Source organism: Actinomycetes bacterium, assembly GCA_035489715.1.
GTDB lineage: Bacteria > Actinomycetota > Actinomycetes > JACCUZ01 > JACCUZ01 > DATHAP01.
Genome location: DATHAP010000031.1, coordinates 1 through 15354 on the forward strand (window position 1 = coordinate 1; position 15354 = coordinate 15354).

Sequence of the window (15354 nt, forward strand, 5' to 3'; positions counted from 1 at the left end):
CGTCGGTTGGCTCGTCATGCAGGTACTGACCGGATTCCCGGCCCGAACTCATCGTCCGGTGCTTTCCTTGAGACGCACGACACCGCGACGGCAGGGGGCCCCGGATGACGACCTGGGACGTGGTTCGCGCCGAGCTGCGCGCCATGAATCAGTCGGGGAAGCCGGAGAGCTGGAGCTCGTTCGCCATCCAGACCGGGGTGGTCCTGGTCACGACGGGCGTCGTGCAGGTCCTCCTGGCGGCGAGGGGGCGCGACCTGTCGTGGGGCTTCCTGGCCGTCTTCCTCGGCACCTGGACCGGCGTGTCGGCCTTCGACACCGGCTGGCGGGTCCGGCGGTGGCGGGCCGCTGCGGGCCCGCTCAGACTCCCTCCGGCGCGCTAGCCGGCGATGTCGCCGGCCAGAGCTCATCGGTGGGCGAGGGCTCCGACCCGGGCGACGACGACGCCGGACTCTTCACACATCCAGTGCGGGTCCTCGCCGAGGTCGGGCGTCACCCGCAGCTCGTGCTCGGGTACGTCGTCATCGTCGGTGTGGTCGGCCCGGCAGAGCGGCCACCGCCCGGTCGAGTCGAGCAGCGCCTCCTGCACGTCCTGGGCGACCAGGCAGGTCAGGAACTGAGCGCCCTCGGGCCACTCGTCCGCCCACCAGCGCCGCGACGACACGGCCTCGTCGACGACCGATACGCAGTCCGCCGTGTCCAGCGAGCAGGCAGCGAGGTCGTGTACGACCCTCGCGCGGGCCTGCAGCAGGGCGTCGGTCACCGTGTCCATCAGGACTAGGACACCATCTGCGGCATGGCGATCCTCGTCGACCCGCCGATCTGGCCCACCCGCGGCCGGCTGTGGTGCCACCTGGTGAGCGACACGTCGTACGACGAGCTGCACGAGATGGCGGACCGCCTGGGCATCCCCAGGCGGGCGTTCCAGGGCGACCACTACGACCTGCCGGAGGAGCTGCGCGACGCGGCGATCGAGCTCGGCGCGCAGCCGGTCACCGGCCGTGAGCTGATCACCCGGCTGCGCGCCTCGGGCCTGCGTCGCCCGCACCGCCACTGACCTCTGCCGGCCGTGGGGTGCGTGGCGGTGCGCGGCGGATGCTGCTGAGGCCAGACGCTCTCGGCCGGTGCGCCGTAGCCGATGACCAGGCCCACGCTGAAGACATCGACGTCGAACGCGCCGTTCAGGTAGTCCGCGGCCACCTGGGTCAGCTCGAGAGCCAGACCGTCGTCGTTCCTGGCTCCCAGGGTGAAACAGCGGGACGCGGACCGGGTCGTCGACGACGCCGCTGACGACGCCGCTGTCCGTGTCGATCCAGAAGTTGGACAGCGTGACGACCGTCTCGCCGGCGGTCAGGGACAGGCCGCCGACGTGCTGGAACATGGAACACGGCGTCACCGGTGCGGCCGACGATCGGGAACGTGAACGCCAGCCCGGACGCGCTCGCCGTGACGACCGTCTGGCCCTTCTTCGTGGGTGCGGCGCTGGCCGGAGCGACGGTGGCGAGGACCGCCGCGACGGCGAGGGCGGCGCGGCGGCAGCCTTCCGCCGTCAGCGGACAGCAGGTGACGACGGCCGGATCCGGTGTCACGCTGGCGCCCGTGCTGCGCTCCCCTGCTCTCGTGGTGCGGTCGACCGACGAGTCGCACCGGGTCACCACGCTCGAGCTGTTCTTCGACCTGGTGTTCGTCTTCGCCATCACCCAGGTGACCCAGCTGATGGCCGACGACCCGACGGCGCGCGGGCTCGGTCGTGGGCTCGTCCTGATGGCGCTGCTCTGGTTCGGCTGGACGTCGTACGCGTGGCTCGGCAACCAGGCCAAGGCCGACGAGGGGCTGCTGCGCCTGGCGATGGTGGTCACGATGGGCGCGCTGTTCGTCGTCGCCCTCGCGATCCCCGAGTCTTTCGTCGACAAGCCGGGTGGGCTGTTCGGGCCGTTCGTGCTCGCCGCGTGCTACGCGACCGTGCGGCTCGCCCATCTCGCCGTGTACGTCGTCGCAGCCGGTGACGACCGCGCGCTGCGTCGGCGGCTGTTCGTCACCGCGATCCCGACCGCGGTCGCCTGCCTGCTGCTCGTCGCAGGTGGCGCCGTGGGTCCGCCGTGGCAGACCGCACTGTGGGTGCTCGCGCTGGTCGTCGACTACGGCGGCGTCTTCCTCGCCGGCACCGAGGGCTGGCGCGTCTACAGCGCCGCGCACTTCGCCGAGCGGCACGGGCTGATCATCATCGTTGCGCTGGGCGAGTCGGTCGTGGCCGTCGGTGCCGGTGTCGCCGACGACCCGGTCACGGTCGCGGTGGTGGTCGCGGCGATGCTGGCGCTGCTCGTGTCGGTGGCGCTGTGGTGGGTCTACTTCGACGTCGTCGCGCTGGTCGCCGAGCGGGTGCTCGCCGGGCTGCAGGGCGAGCCGCGCAGCCGGCTGGCCCGGGACTCGTACACCTACCTGCACTTCCCGATGCTGGCCGGCATCGTCTACCTCGCCCTGGGCGTCAAGAAGGTCCTCGAGTACGTCGCCGACACCGAGCACCACGACCTCGGCGAGTCCCTGTCCTGGGTGCCGCTGGTCGCGCTGTACGGAGGCGCGGTCCTGTACCTCGTGGCGCTCTCGGCCCTTCGCCGACGCAACATCGGCGGCTGGAACGTGCAGCGGCTGCTGGCGTCGGCATTGCTGATCGCGCTGCTGCCGGTCGCGCACGCCGTGCCCGCCCTGGTGGCGCTGGCGACCCTGGCGTTCGTGCTGGCGGCGCTGATCTCCTACGAGGCGCTGCGGCTGGCCCAGGAGCGGGACCGGATCAGGCACCAGACCCACGACGCGGGTCTGGCCTGACGCTCACCGGGGTCACTCCCGGCGTGTCACTGCGGGCTCAGGACGCAGAACACGTTGCCGCCGGGGTCGGCCATCACCTCCCAGCTGACGTCGCCCTGACCGATGTCGGCACGCGTCGCGCCGAGTGAGAGGAGGCGCTCGACCTCTGTCGCCTGGTCGCCGCCGACCGGCGGGGCGAGGTCGAGGTGCAGCCGGTTCTTCCCGGTCCTCGGCGCCAGGGGCGGGCCGCCCCAGGTGATCTTCCGGCCGCCGTGCGGCGACTGGATCGCCGTCTCGCCGTCCTGGTCCCACACCAACGGCCAGCCGAGAGCCTCGCTCCAGAAGTAGCCGACCTCCTGCATGCCGTCGCTGGAGAGGGCTCCGATGAAGCCGCAGTCGGCGAGGAACGTGTTGCCCGGCTCGATGACGCAGAACTCGTTGCCTTCCGGGTCGGCCAGCACCACGTGCTCCTCGTCGGGCAGCTGCCCGACGTCGATGTGCCGGCCGCCGAGGACGAGGGCCCGTTCCACCGTCGCCTGCTGGTCCGCGAGCGACGTGCTCGTCAGGTCGAAGTGCATCTGGTTCGGGCCGGTCTTCGGCTCCCGCACCGTCTGGAACTCGATCCGCAGGTCGTTCTCGTCACTCGGCAGGAGCACCAGGCCGTCGTCCCGGTCGTCGAACGTCTCCCGGCGCAGGACGCCGGCCCAGAAGCGCGCGAGGCGGGCGTGGTCGTTCGCGTCGATGCAGAGCGCCACGGGGCGCAGCGTCATGAAGTTCTCCTCCGACCGGGGAACGACCGCGGACCCGCACGTGCGTCCCGTCTGGCAGGGCGACCAACGCTAGGTCGCGCGTCGCGGGCAGCACAAACCTGTTTGCGCGGGTGCGCCGCACTGCCGCTCTACGCTGCGGCGATGGAGCGCCTCGTCGCGGATTCGCGATAGGCGTAGTGGTGGTCATAGTCGTAGGCATGGTCGCGGTCACGCCGTTGCCGGCGCGTCGACCTGCACCGGTCACGGCAGCTGCGGAGTGAGCAAGAGTCGCGACCCCATGCCGACGGTGCGGGCCAGGGCGGCCCGGTAGCGGCGGGCCAGGGTGCCCAGGTGACGGATGGCCCACATGGCCTCGACATTGACCCAGGCGACGTCACGAGCCTTGTCGATCTTCCACGAGCTGACGAGATGGACGACCGGGCCGACGTGCGCGTCCAGCTCCCGCCCGGCCGCGGTGAGGAACGACCGGCGGACTTCGGACTCGCCGGCCGCGAGCAGCTGGTTGACCGCCTCGTAGTCGTCCCGGACCCCGGGACTCTCGGGCGAGGTGTCCCGCTGTTGGCAGGTCTTGATGACTGCGACAGCAAGGTCGAACCCGATGTGCGAGTTCATCCCTGCGAGGGCGAACTGGACGGGCAACACCGACCGGTCGTGCCGATGCTCGAAGAGCGCCGCCCACGCTCTCGGCACGCCGTTCGCGTCGCGGGCGTCTGCGTCGTACGCCTCGATCCAGAGCGACGCGAACGTCACGTCGAGCTGCTCCATGAACGTCGGGTCGGTGAACACGGTGCCGCGCGAGAGCCCGGCTGCGACCGCCTCCGTCACGGTGAGGTACATCCGGTTGAACACGGCCGCTCCGTCGCCGGGCGGCAGCTCGGCGTCGATGCGTAGGAGGCGCGCGATGACGTCCTGCACGGATGACTCTGCGGCCGTCATGCCCTCAACGTAGCGCGGCGATCGCCGGCTGACCGGTTCATGCCGGGGGCAGGTTGCCGATGATCAGCGCGGCGTCGTCGTTGTCGGGATCGAGCTCGAGAGCGCGTCGGAGGAGGCTCCTCGCCAGGTCCGGTCGACCGTCGACCTGATGGGCCCAACCGGTCATCGTCCAGGCCGTTGACGAGTCCGGACGCAGCTCGGTCCACACCTGCAGCAGTGGCCAGACCAGCTCCGTACGGTGCAGCTCGATCGCGCCCCAGACGGCTCCCTCGAACCCGTCGTCGTCGAGGTCGAACTCGGCCGGCTCGACCGCGGCCAGCCGGTGGAACGCCGCCTTCGCGGCGTCCGGCCCCGACGACGACAGCACCGTGGCGACGGGACCGACGACCGAGGGAAGCAGGGCACGCATCGACGCGACGCCCTCACCCGCACCGTCGGCGAGGGCGAGGTCGAGCGCAGCCGCGCAGATGTACGACGTCGGCACGGTGTTGGAGTTGGCCAGCACGACGACCCCGGTCCGCCGGTCGGGCACCAGCACCACCCTCGAGCCGAATCCTGGGTCCGCGCCGCTGTGACCCAGCGTCCGGTGCCGGCGGTAGCGGCCCACCGCCCAGCCGAGCGAGGCGGACTCCTCCCACGGGGGGCGCCCCACCGGCACCACCGGCTGGGACATGACGTCGACCAGCCCGGGGTCCAGCCGTGCACGCTGCCGCTCGGAGCCCTCCGCCGCCACCTCGGTCGGAGCGGCCGGCTGGAAGTGGGCCACCAGCCACCGGCACATCTCGAGCACGTTGGAGTGCAGGGTCGAGCTGGGGGCATGGCGTCTGGTGTAGGGGTAGGCGCCGTCGGGCACCGTCAGCGGCCTCCCCACGTGCGGTGCGGCGGCCAGGTGCCGCGGCACCTCGCTGAGCAGGAACGTGCTCTCCCGCATCCCTAGCGGGATCAGGACCTGCGCCCGGACGGCCTCCTCGAACGTCCTGCCCGTCGCCCTTGCCAGCAGCAGCCCGAGGATCTCGAAGCCGGCGTTCGAGTAGGAGAACGCGGAGCCGGGCTCCGACTGCAGCCGCCAGCCCGACAGGCTGCGTGCGAAGTCGCTGAGGGAGTCGTCGCTGAGCTGCGGGTCGTGCCAGCCGTAGTCCGAGACGTCGGGGAGACCGCTGCTGTGGCTCAACAGTCGCCTGGCGGTGACCTCGGACACCCGACCGTCGGCCAGGGTCAGCTCGGGTACCCACTCCGTGACCGGGGCATCCAGGTCGAGCACCGGTCCGGCGCCGTCCCGGGCCGTCGCCAACGAGACGATCGCGGTGGCCACGAACGGCTTGGACACCGACGCCAGGTGGAACATCGTCTCGGGTGTGACCGGCGCGCCGCTGCCGACGTCACGGACGCCGAACCCACGTGCGACGACCTCGTCGTCGCGCACCACCGCGACGGCCAGACCCGCCGCGTCGTGAGCGTCGAGGAACGTCTCCACCAGCGGCCACAGGTCGTCCTCCACGATTCCCTGGAGGCGCCCAGGACCCAGGTCCACGTCGCGACCCTACGCCGGGCCGCCGAGTTCGGCGATCAGTCAGCGATCAGTCGGCGAGGGAGCGCAGCTCCACAGCGACGTGCGCCCGAGCGCGCTGCTCCCACTCGCGTCGGCCGTACGACGTCGTGAACAGCTGCGGCCGGTCGAGCAGCCGCCGCAGGACGTCGGCACGCCCCCTGGCGAAGGTCGCGTCGTCGAGGTGGGCGTACTCGCGGCGGACACCTTCGGCGTACGACTGGTAGCGAAGGCTGTCGGAGGCGAGCACCGCGAGGTCGGCGTCGCACAGGACCGCGCCGTCGCGGTCACCGGGCGCGGCGCCATGGGTCGCGGTCAGCCGCACCAGCCGGGCGACCTCGTCCACGACGTCCGGAGCCAGACCGAGGTCGGCCAGCGCGACCGTCGCGACCTCGGCGCTGCGCTCCTCGTTGTCGGTCGCCCGCGGGTCGTAGACCGCGTCGTGGAACCACGCCGCCAGCCGCACCACGTCCGGTTGGTCGGCCTCGCCAGCGAGCAGGTCGACGCGGCGCAGCACCTCGTCGAGGTGGGCCAGGTCGTGGTAGGCCCGGTGCGGCTCGCTCCACCGGCCGAGCAGGGCGGAGCCGGTGCCCGCGACGTCGTCGCGGGCGCCCACCCGGCGGGCGAGCGGGATCCACGCGTCGGCCAGGTGCCTCATGCAACGAGCTGTTCGGGGAGGGGCTCGCCGTGCACGACGACGAGGCCGGTGACGGCGCGGGTGAGCACCACGTAGAGACGGCGCAGACCCTGCCGCACCGACGGCTCGGCGGCCACGATGGTGGCCGGCTCGACGACGACCACGTGGTCGTACTCGAGGCCCTTGGCCAGGGACGCCGGCACCACGGTGACCCGCGCGGTGCCCTCGTCGCCGGAGCCGAGCACCACGTGCGCGACGCCGAGGCGGCGGGCCACCGTGGCGACGTCGGCGTCGGCCACGATGACGCCGACCGAGCCCGGGTGGGCGAGCACGTCGCCGACCGCGCCCGCTGCGGCGGCGACCGGGTCCGCCGACCTGCGGACGTCGAGGGTGCCGGGGTTCTCGCGCACCGACTCGGCCGCGGCGACACCGGGCGCCATGTGCGGCAGCAGCCGGCTGGCCAGGTCGAGCACGGCAGCCGGCACCCGGTAGCCGCGGCGGAGCACCTCGACGTGCCCGTCCGGCTTGCCGAGGTGCCGCAGGGTCGATGCCCAGTCGGCCGTCGCCCACGGGGTCGTGCCCTGCGCGATGTCGCCGAGCACGGTCGCCGCGCCGGTCGAGCAGCGGCGGCCCACGGCGCGCAGCTGCATCGGTGAGAGGTCCTGCGCCTCGTCCAGCACCACGTGGCCGAGGCTCGGCTCGCGGTCGACCAGGTCGGCCACCTCGTCGACGAGCACGGCGTCGGCGAGCGTCCAGGGCGCCGACTTCGGGCCGCGCGCAGGCTTGTCCCAGACCAGCAGCCGCTGCTCGTCCTCGTCGAGCAGCCCCTCCGACGCAGCGGCCAGCAGGTCGGCGTCGCCGAGCAGGTTCATCACCACGCGCACCGGGTCGACTGCGGGCCAGAGCCGGTCCACCTGACGACGTACCGGCTGCGACCGTGCGACCGCGTCCTGCACCCGGTCGTCGGGCGACTCGCCGGTCTCCTCCATCTTGGTCAGCAGCGCGTGCGCGAGACGCTGCGCGAGCATCGCGCGGGCCGCGCCGTAGCGGACGTCGCGGGCCTGCAGCTCGGCGACCAGCTCGGCGAGCTCGGAGGCCGGCAGCCGCCACCGCCGCGACCCGCGCGGCAGGATCAGCGGCTCGGTCGGCGTGACGAGCCCGGAGTAGACCGCGCGGCGCAGCACCTCCGCCATCCGGGGGTCGCCCTTGAGCCTCGCGGCCTCCGCCGGCTCGTCGGCGCGGATGGGCACCCGGGTGCCGACCAGCCCGTCCAGCGTCACCTGCCGCACGTCGACCTCGCCGAGGGCGGGAAGGACGGCGGAGATGTAGGACAGGAACGCGCTGTTGGGGCCGACGACGAGGACTCCGCCGCGGCGCAGCCGGTCCCGGAAGGTGTAGAGCAGGTACGCCGCCCGGTGCAGACCCACCGCGGTCTTGCCGGTGCCCGGTGCGCCCTGCACGCAGATGGTCTGCGCGACGTCGGCGCGGACGATGAGGTCCTGCTCCGGCTGGATCGTCGCCACGATGTCGCGCATCGGTCCGACGCGTGGCCGCTCGATCTCGCCGACCAGGATCCGGCTGCGCGCCTCGGTCTCCGCGCGGTCGAGCAGGTGCTCGTCCTCGTAGGCGGTGATGTGGCCACGCTCGAAGCCGAATCGCCGGCGCAGCAGGACGTCCATCGGGTGGTCGCGGGTCGCGCGGTAGAACGCCGTGGACACGTCGGCCCGCCAGTCGATCACCACCGGGTCGCCGTCGTCGTCGTGCACGTGCCGGCGGCCGATGTAGAACCGCTCGCCGGTGTCGCGTGCCGCGTCCGGCCGGAGGTCGAGCCGGCCGAAGAACAGCGGGGTCTCGGCATCGTCGGTCAGGGCCTGGACCCGCTTGTGCAGGCTGGCCGCGAGGTAGGCCTCGGACACGGCGTCACCGCCGCGGGCGTCGAGCGCGAGAGTGGCCGCACGCATCGCGGCCAGGTCGGCTCGGGCGGTCGCGAGATAGGCGCGCTCCGCGGACAGCACCCTGTCGACGGGGGCGGCCGGGTCCTCGGGAGCGGCGGGCACGCGGGAGGAGGCCTTTCGTCGGCCGGCAGCGGCGGCTGCCGGATCCTCGTTCGGCTGGGGTCTCGGGTGGGTGGACGAGCCTACTCCTCAGGCCCTGCTCACTGGCGAGGTCAGGCATCCGCTCGCTGGGTATTGCCCGATCGCTCCACGTCCGACATCCGAAGGGAGGATGCTGCCCGGCATGACGTGTGGGGCGTGCGGGACGGCGGCCGGTCCGAGCGCCAAGTTCTGTGCCGAGTGCGGCACGCCGCTCGTCCGCAGCTGCCCGGGGTGCGGGGCGCCCTCGACAGGGACAAAGTTCTGCGCCGAGTGCGGCACCGCCCTGACGCTGTCGTCGCCGGCCCCCGACTTCTCCCCGGTGGCCGCGCCCGTGTCCGCCGACGCGGCGAGGCAGGTCCCGGCGGCGGAGCGTCGGCTGGTCTCGGTCCTCTTCGCCGACCTGGTCGGGTTCACCACGCTGTCGGAGTCCCGTGACTCCGAGGAGGTGCGTGAGCTGCTGACCCGGTACTTCGAGGTGTGCCGCACGCTGGTCGTCCGCCACGGCGGTGTGGTCGAGAAGTTCATCGGCGACGCCGTCATGGCGGTGTGGGGTGCGCCGGTCGCCAACGAGGACGACGCCGAGCGGGCGGTGCGCACCGCGCTCGAGCTGGTCGCGGCCGTGAGCGCGCTCGGCGAGGACGTCGGTGCGACCGACCTCAAGGTACGCGCGGGAGTGCTCACCGGTGAGGCAGCCGTCAGCCTCGGAGCGGCGACGGAGGGCATGGTCGCCGGTGACCTGGTGAACACCGCCAGCCGGGTGCAGTCGGTGGCACCGCCCGGCGCGGTCCTCGTCGGCGACGCCACCCGGCGGGCGACCGACGCCTCGGTGCGCTACGAGCCGGCCGGCACGCACGAGCTCAAGGGCAAGGCGGAGCCGATGGCGCTGTTCCGGGCCCTGCAGGTGGTGGCCGGCCGCAGCGGGGTCATGCGGGTCGAAGGCCTCGAGGCGCCGTTCGTCGGGCGGGACCGCGAGCTGCGGATGCTCAAGGACCTCTTCCACTCCACGGTCGACCACCTCACCCCCCAGCTCGTGACGGTCAGCGGGGTGGCAGGCGTGGGCAAGTCGCGGTTGGCGTGGGAGTTCGAGAAGTACGTCGACGGGCTGGCCGAGGGCGTCTGGTGGCACCACGGCCGGTGCCTGTCCTACGGCGAGGGCGTCACCTACTGGGCGCTGGCCGACATGATGCGGATGCGGGTGGGATCGGTGGAGGGTGAGCCCTCCGAGGCGGTCGCCGCCAAGCTCGCCGCCACGCTCGCCGAGTTCGTCACCGACCCCGAGGAGCGGCGCTGGATCGAGCCGCGGCTGGCGCAGCTGCTGGGCCTCGACGACCGCCCCACCACCGGCCAGGACGACCAGTTCGCGGCCTGGCGCCTGTTCGTCGAGCGGATGTCGGACAGCGGTCCGGTGGTCCTGGTCTTCGAGGACCTGCAGTGGGCGGACACGTCGTTGCTCGACTTCGTCGACCACCTGCTCGAGTGGTCGCGCAACCACCCCATCTTCGTGCTGGCCCTGACCCGTCCCGAGCTGGTCGACCGGCGGCCCACCTGGGGCTCGGGCCGCCGCAACTTCACCTCGCAGTACCTCGACCCGCTCGGCCCCGACGCCATGGAGCAGCTCCTCGCCGGGCTCGTGCCCGGTCTGCCCGCGACCGTGACCAGGGCGATCCTCGACCGGGCGGAAGGAATCCCGCTCTACGCCGTGGAGACGGTCCGCATGCTGATCGACCAGGGTCAGCTCGCGCAGGTCGGCGACGAGTACCGGCCGACCGGACCGATCACCGACCTGCAGGTGCCCGAGACCCTGCACGGCCTGATCGCCGCCCGGCTGGACGGGCTCGGGCAGGCCGAGCGCCTGCTGGTGGAGGACGCCGCGGTCCTGGGCAAGTCGTTCACGCCCGAGGCGCTTGCCGCGGTGTCCGGCGAGCCGCTCGCGCCGCTCGCCGAGTCGCTGGCCGTCCTGGTCCGCCGCGAGATCCTCACCGTCACGAGCGACCCGCGGTCGCCGGAACGCGGGCAGTACGAGTTCGTCCAGGACCTGCTGCAGAAGGTCGCCTACGACACGCTCTCCCGGCACGACCGGCGGGCCAAGCACCTGGCGGTCGCAGCCCACCTGGAGTCCGACCAGGCGGTCGACGACCACGAGGTGGTCGAGCTCATCGCTGCGCACTACATCGAAGCGCTGCACGCGGTCCCGGACGCACCTGACGCCGCGCAGACCAGGGCCAGGGCGCGCGAGATGCTGCTGCGGGCCGGTGACCGGGCCGCCGGGCTGGCCGCGCCGGTCGAGTCGCTGCGCTACTTCACGCAGGCTCTCGAGCTCACCGACGACGCGCTGGGGAGGGCCCGGCTCGAGGAGCGTGCCGGGGCAGCCGCTGCGACAGCCGGCCGGGCCGTCGAGGCCCGCGCTCATCTCGACCGGGCGTTCGCGGCGTACGACAGAGAGGGCCAGGCCCACGCCGCCGCCCGGGTGTCCGCCGAGCTGGCCGAGGTCGACTTCTACGAGGGCAGTCTGCTGGCTGCGATCGACCGGATGCAGGGGGCGCTGGAGGTCCTGTCCACCGAGCAGCCGGATGCCGACATCGCCGAGGTCTCGGCCCAGCTGGGCCGCCTGATGTTCTTCGTCGGCCGCGGCGAGGAGGGTCAGCCGCACCTCGAGCGGGCGCTGGCGATCGCCGAGCGGCTGATGCTGCCCGAGACCCTGGCGCAGGCGCTGAACACCAAGAGCCTGATCCTGCTCACCGCGCACCGTCCGGTCGAGTCTGACGCCCTGATCGAGAAGGCGCTCTCCGTCGCGCTGGGCGCCGACCGTCACGGCGCGGCTCTGCGGGCCTACTTCAACCTGGCCGAGCGGCAGGCGGACGTCGGCCGGATCGACCAGGCGCTGGAGACCTACCGGGTCGGCCTTGGCTACGCCCGGCGGGTTGGCGACAAGTTCTACGACCTGTCGATGCAGGCCGGGTCGATCAACGCGCTGCTCACGCTGGGCCGCTGGAACGAGGCGCTGGCGACGGCCGAGACGGTGATCGCCGACGAGCACCTCACCACCCTCCAGCTGGTCGTGGTCGAGCTGGTGCCGGCTGCGGGGGCTCTGGTCCGGCGCGGGGACACCGAGGGGGCCAAGGCGTTCCTCGCCCGCCTCCCCGACGCCGCGGACTCCGAGAACGTGCAGAACCGGGCAGCCCAGCAGGGCGTGCTCGCCGCCATCGCCCGGGCGGAGGGCCGACCGCAGGAGGCGTTGGACCTGGCCCGGCGAGCGCTGGCGTCGCACGAGACCCTCGGACTGATCGCCCGCGCCCCGATCGAGGGGCTGATCGAGTCGCTCGAGGCCGCCTTCGCGCTGCGTGACCAGGCAGCGATCGACGAGTTCCTGGACTTCGCGGCCAGTCGATCGGCGGGCGACCGGTCGCCCCTGCTGGACGGGCAACGGCTGCGGTTCACCGCGCGGCTGAGCTCGGCGCGCGGCGAGGACGACAAGGCGGTCACGACCTACGCCGCGGCGTTGACCACGCTGGAGGAGACCCGCAACGTCTTCTGGCAGGCGACCGTTCGGCTGGAGGCGGCCGAGCACCACGTCGAGCACGGTCGCGCGGAGGAGGCGGCCCGCCTGCTCGCCATGGCCCGGCCTGTGTTCGAGCAGCTGGGGGCGCGGCCGAACCTCGACCGGGCTGACCGGGTCGACGCGCTCGCGGCGGCGGCGCCGACCAGCTGACGTCGGTCAGCTCCGCTCGGCGAGCGCCACCAGGGCTCGGCACAGCCGGGCCAGCCGCACGTGCAGCAGCGTCGGCGAGGTGGCGGTCTGGCCGAGCACCAGCCGGGCGACCAGCGACTCGGCCTGCGCCAGGGCTCGGGCCGGGTCGGTTGGCCGCACCGCGAAGCCGTCCGACGCCGGCCTCGGCAACCGGCCGTGCACCGACTCGTGCACCGCCGCGAGGGCCGCGTCGACCTCGGCGACGGCCACAGCCGGGTCTGCCTGGGTGCTGGCGCGGAGCGCGTCGGTGACCCGCCACCAGACCGCGAAGGGGATCGGGTCCTCCGGGCTCTTGCGGACCAGGGCGACGGCCACGACGTGCTCGGCCACGCGGCCGGCCAGGACGTCTCGGGCCTCGAGGGTGCTGCTCCTCATGGGTGGCTCCTCCGATCGTCCCGCGAGTACTCGCTCTTCTTCCTGTTCAACGGAGTCGGGCTCGGGATCGCGCTGACCTGCCTGGCGGTCTCCCACTACCTGCTCGGCTTCAGGTCGGCCCTGGCCGACGACGTCGCCGCCAACGTCGTCGGGCTCGTCCTCGGCACCGCGGTCCACTTCTGGTCGTACCGCCGGTTCGTGTTCGTCGAGCCGACCGGTGTCCCGGAGAGGGACGACGAGCCGACCGGCGTCCTGGCCGGCGTGGCAGGCTCGGCGCATGAGTGATCGCATCGACGTGTCCGGCACCGGCACGGCGCAGGCCCGGCCGGACCGAATGGTGGCCCGGCTCGGGGCCGAGGGGACCGGCCCCGACGTGGCTGCCGCCCTCGCGGCCGGCGAGTCCGCTTCCCGCGCGATGGCCGAGGCGGCCCGCACCGCCGGAGTCCTCGACGACGAGCTACGGACCGAGGACATGTCGGTCGGGCAGCACCACGACCAGCAGGGCCGACCGAGCGGTTACCGCGCGTGGCTCGGCCTGACCGTCACCGTGCGGGAGATGGACGGGTCCGGCGCGGTGCTCGGCGACGTCCTCGCGGCTGGCGGCGACGCGGCGCGGCTGCTGGGCGTCTCCCTCGCGGTCTCCGACCCGTCGGGCGCCCTGGAGGAGGCCCGCGCAGGCGCCGTAGCCGATGCCCGGTCGCAGGCGCAGCACCTCGCGGCGCTCGCCGGGCGGGAGCTGGGCGCCGTACGCCGGATCTCCACTGTGGCCGAGCCGGGGATGCCGCGCCCGATCGCGATGGCGACTAAGGGCGTGCGCGCAGCGGCAATGCCGGTGGAGGCCGGAGAGGCCACGGTGACCGTGTCGCTGCAGGTGCGCTTCGACCTCACTGACCCGGACCGACCTGACTGACCTGGACCGACCTGATGCCGCGACCCTTCACGTTCCTCGCCGACGCGTTCGACGTGTCGAGCGCACGCGAACTCGGAGAGAGGGCGCGGGCGGCGGAGGCGCTCGGCGTCACGACGTTCGTGCTGCCCGACCACCTGGTGGGCCAGCTCGCACCAGTGCCCTACCTGGCCGCCGTCGCGGCGCTCACCGAACGGATCCGGATCAGCGCCTTCGTGCACAACAACGACCTCCACCACCCGGCCGTCCTCGCCCAGGAGCTGGCCACGCTCGACGTCCTGTCCGAGGGCCGCCTCGACGTCGCGATCGGCGCCGGCTGGAACGGTGCGGAGTATGCCGCCATCGGGCTGCCCTTCGACCCGGTCCCGGTGCGGCAGGCGAGGCTGGCCGAGTCGGTGGCCGTCATCAAGGGTTGCTTCGCGGCCGGCCCGTTCTCGTTCGCCGGCGAGCACTACACGATCACTGACTACGACGCGGAGCCGAAGCCGGTTCAGCAGCCGCATCCGGCGTTCTTCGTCGGCGGTGGCGGCCGGACGACTCTCGAGCTGGCGGCGCGAGAGGCGCACACCGTCGGCCTGGCGCCACGGATCCTGCGCGGCGGTGTGCCGGACCCCAGGTCGTACACGTGGGCCGCGACCGAGGAGAAGATCGGCTGGGTGCGGGAAGCGGCGGGCGCGCGGTTCGGGGAGCTGACGCTGAACGTCTACCCGTCCTTCTGGCCGATCACCGTCACCGACGACCTCGAGGCCGAGGCGGCGAAGGTCGTCGCGGCGTTGACTGAACGGAGCGGGATCGAGCTGTCCGTTGCCGAGGTCATCGCGTCGCCTCACATCTACATCGGCTCCCACGACCGCTTCGTCGAGAAGTTCACCGAGCTACGCGACCGCCTCGGCATCTCGTCGTTCCTGGTCGGCGAGCTCGACGAGCTCGCGCCGGTGGTGCAGCGCCTCGCCGGCACCTGACCGCGCGGGCGCCTGTCATGCGCAGAACCCCTTTGTGCACAACGGCTTTCGAGTGTGGATGATGCGCTCGTCATGTCCGGGGTTGCCGGTAGGTTCGTCTCATGGAGGACTCGACCAGCGCCGTGACCCTCGGGGTCGCGATGAAGCAGGTCGAGTCCGACAGTCGGGCGCTGGCCGCGGCGCTGGCGGATGGCGCGGTCCGGGACCTGTCGCACGAGGAGCTGCGCGAGCTGGTCGCGACCGGGCGGGCCGTCCAGGCCCTGATCGACGCCGTCGTGCTGGCCGCGGTCGGCGAGGTCGACGCACGCGGGTCGTGCGTGCACGACGGGGCGCTGACCACCGGGGCGTGGCTGCGGTCGACGGTGACGGTGACCCCGGCGGAGGCGGCCGGGGCGGTGCGCACCGCCCGGGCGCTGCGCGGCGGGCTGCTGCCCGGCACCGTGGCGGCGCTGGCCGCGGGGGAGATCACCGCCCGGCACGCCCAGGTCATCGCCGACGGCATCCACACCACCAGCTCCGGGGGGCACCGCGGCCCGGCCCCCGCGCAGGCGGTCGCCCTGATCGAGCCCGAGGTCCTC

The 15354-nt window shown here is 73.0% G+C and carries 15 protein-coding genes; 8 read left to right on the plus strand and 7 right to left on the minus strand.

Annotated features, from left to right (window positions below):
- The first annotated feature begins 104 nt into the window (after positions 1–104).
- Positions 105–380: a hypothetical protein gene (locus VK640_02595; GenBank protein HTE72071.1), complete on the plus strand. Its 276-nt coding sequence runs from the start codon at positions 105–107 to the stop codon at positions 378–380.
- Positions 381–403: 23 nt separating this feature from the next.
- On the opposite strand, the gene VK640_02600 is transcribed toward VK640_02595, so the two are convergent.
- Positions 404–769 carry a hypothetical protein gene (locus VK640_02600; protein ID HTE72072.1) on the minus strand — a complete coding sequence of 122 codons (366 nt, stop codon included), beginning with the start codon at positions 767–769 and terminating at the stop codon, positions 404–406.
- Between the two features lie 24 nt (positions 770–793).
- Between VK640_02600 and VK640_02605 the strand changes: the two genes are divergently transcribed.
- Together VK640_02605 and VK640_02610 are read left to right on the plus strand one after the other, a co-directional pair.
- Positions 794–1054, plus strand: coding sequence for a DUF4031 domain-containing protein (locus VK640_02605; GenBank protein HTE72073.1), 261 nt, complete (start codon positions 794–796; stop codon positions 1052–1054).
- 362 nt (positions 1055–1416) lie between these two features.
- Positions 1417–2820 carry a low temperature requirement protein A gene (locus VK640_02610; GenBank protein HTE72074.1) on the plus strand — a complete coding sequence of 468 codons (1404 nt, stop codon included), beginning with the start codon at positions 1417–1419 and terminating at the stop codon, positions 2818–2820.
- A 26-nt stretch (positions 2821–2846) separates the two neighbouring features.
- Here VK640_02610 and VK640_02615 read toward each other — a convergent pair whose 3' ends face one another.
- From VK640_02615 to VK640_02635, 5 genes are all read right to left on the minus strand, one after another.
- The gene (locus VK640_02615; protein ID HTE72075.1) at positions 2847–3569 is read right to left on the minus strand and encodes a VOC family protein; all 723 of its coding nucleotides are present in this window, start codon (positions 3567–3569) and stop codon (positions 2847–2849) included.
- 240 nt (positions 3570–3809) lie between these two features.
- Positions 3810–4505, minus strand: coding sequence for a DUF5995 family protein (locus VK640_02620; GenBank protein ID HTE72076.1), 696 nt, complete (start codon positions 4503–4505; stop codon positions 3810–3812).
- 37 nt (positions 4506–4542) lie between these two features.
- The gene (locus VK640_02625) at positions 4543–6036 is read right to left on the minus strand and encodes a serine hydrolase (protein HTE72077.1); all 1494 of its coding nucleotides are present in this window, start codon (positions 6034–6036) and stop codon (positions 4543–4545) included.
- A gap of 46 nt (positions 6037–6082) precedes the next feature.
- The gene (locus VK640_02630; GenBank protein HTE72078.1) at positions 6083–6709 is read right to left on the minus strand and encodes a metal-dependent phosphohydrolase; all 627 of its coding nucleotides are present in this window, start codon (positions 6707–6709) and stop codon (positions 6083–6085) included.
- Entirely contained in the window at positions 6706–8745 is a 2040-nt protein-coding gene (locus VK640_02635) for an AAA family ATPase (protein HTE72079.1), read from the minus strand. The genes VK640_02630 and VK640_02635 overlap by 4 nt, the downstream gene beginning before the upstream one ends.
- Positions 8746–9103: 358 nt before the next feature.
- Between VK640_02635 and VK640_02640 the strand changes: the two genes are divergently transcribed.
- The gene (locus VK640_02640) at positions 9104–12493 is read left to right on the plus strand and encodes an adenylate/guanylate cyclase domain-containing protein (protein HTE72080.1); all 3390 of its coding nucleotides are present in this window, start codon (positions 9104–9106) and stop codon (positions 12491–12493) included.
- Between the two features lie 6 nt (positions 12494–12499).
- Here VK640_02640 and VK640_02645 read toward each other — a convergent pair whose 3' ends face one another.
- On the minus strand, positions 12500–12862 hold the full coding sequence (locus tag VK640_02645) for a hypothetical protein (GenBank protein ID HTE72081.1): 363 nt from the start codon (positions 12860–12862) through the stop codon (positions 12500–12502).
- On the opposite strand from VK640_02645, the gene VK640_02650 reads away from it, so the two are divergent.
- From VK640_02650 to VK640_02665, 4 genes are all read left to right on the plus strand, one after another.
- Positions 12851–13192 carry a GtrA family protein gene (locus tag VK640_02650; protein ID HTE72082.1) on the plus strand — a complete coding sequence of 114 codons (342 nt, stop codon included), beginning with the start codon at positions 12851–12853 and terminating at the stop codon, positions 13190–13192. The two genes, VK640_02645 and VK640_02650, sit on opposite strands and share 12 nt — an antisense overlap.
- Positions 13185–13817, plus strand: a complete 633-nt coding sequence (locus VK640_02655; GenBank protein HTE72083.1) for an SIMPL domain-containing protein — start codon at positions 13185–13187, stop codon at positions 13815–13817. Before VK640_02650 ends, VK640_02655 begins: the two co-directional genes overlap by 8 nt.
- 14 nt (positions 13818–13831) lie before the next feature.
- On the plus strand, positions 13832–14776 hold the full coding sequence (locus VK640_02660; protein ID HTE72084.1) for a TIGR03621 family F420-dependent LLM class oxidoreductase: 945 nt from the start codon (positions 13832–13834) through the stop codon (positions 14774–14776).
- Between the two features lie 101 nt (positions 14777–14877).
- Positions 14878–15354, plus strand: a 477-nt coding sequence (locus VK640_02665) for a DUF222 domain-containing protein (GenBank protein HTE72085.1), incomplete at its 3' end; no start/stop codon positions are given.

What these genes read in the sequence shown, in the direction of transcription:
- VK640_02630 (HTE72078.1), bottom strand. Translation starts at nt 6,709, where the DNA reads ATGAGGCACCTGGCCGACGCGTGGATCCCGCTCGCCCGCCGGGTGGGC.
- VK640_02620 (HTE72076.1), bottom strand. Translation starts at nt 4,505, where the DNA reads ATGACGGCCGCAGAGTCATCCGTGCAGGACGTCATCGCGCGCCTCCTA.
- VK640_02660 (HTE72084.1), top strand. Translation starts at nt 13,832, where the DNA reads ATGCCGCGACCCTTCACGTTCCTCGCCGACGCGTTCGACGTGTCGAGC.
- VK640_02595 (HTE72071.1), top strand. Translation starts at nt 105, where the DNA reads ATGACGACCTGGGACGTGGTTCGCGCCGAGCTGCGCGCCATGAATCAG.
- VK640_02605 (HTE72073.1), top strand. Translation starts at nt 794, where the DNA reads ATGGCGATCCTCGTCGACCCGCCGATCTGGCCCACCCGCGGCCGGCTG.
- VK640_02615 (HTE72075.1), bottom strand. Translation starts at nt 3,569, where the DNA reads ATGACGCTGCGCCCCGTGGCGCTCTGCATCGACGCGAACGACCACGCC.
- VK640_02600 (HTE72072.1), bottom strand. Translation starts at nt 769, where the DNA reads ATGGACACGGTGACCGACGCCCTGCTGCAGGCCCGCGCGAGGGTCGTA.
- VK640_02655 (HTE72083.1), top strand. Translation starts at nt 13,185, where the DNA reads ATGAGTGATCGCATCGACGTGTCCGGCACCGGCACGGCGCAGGCCCGG.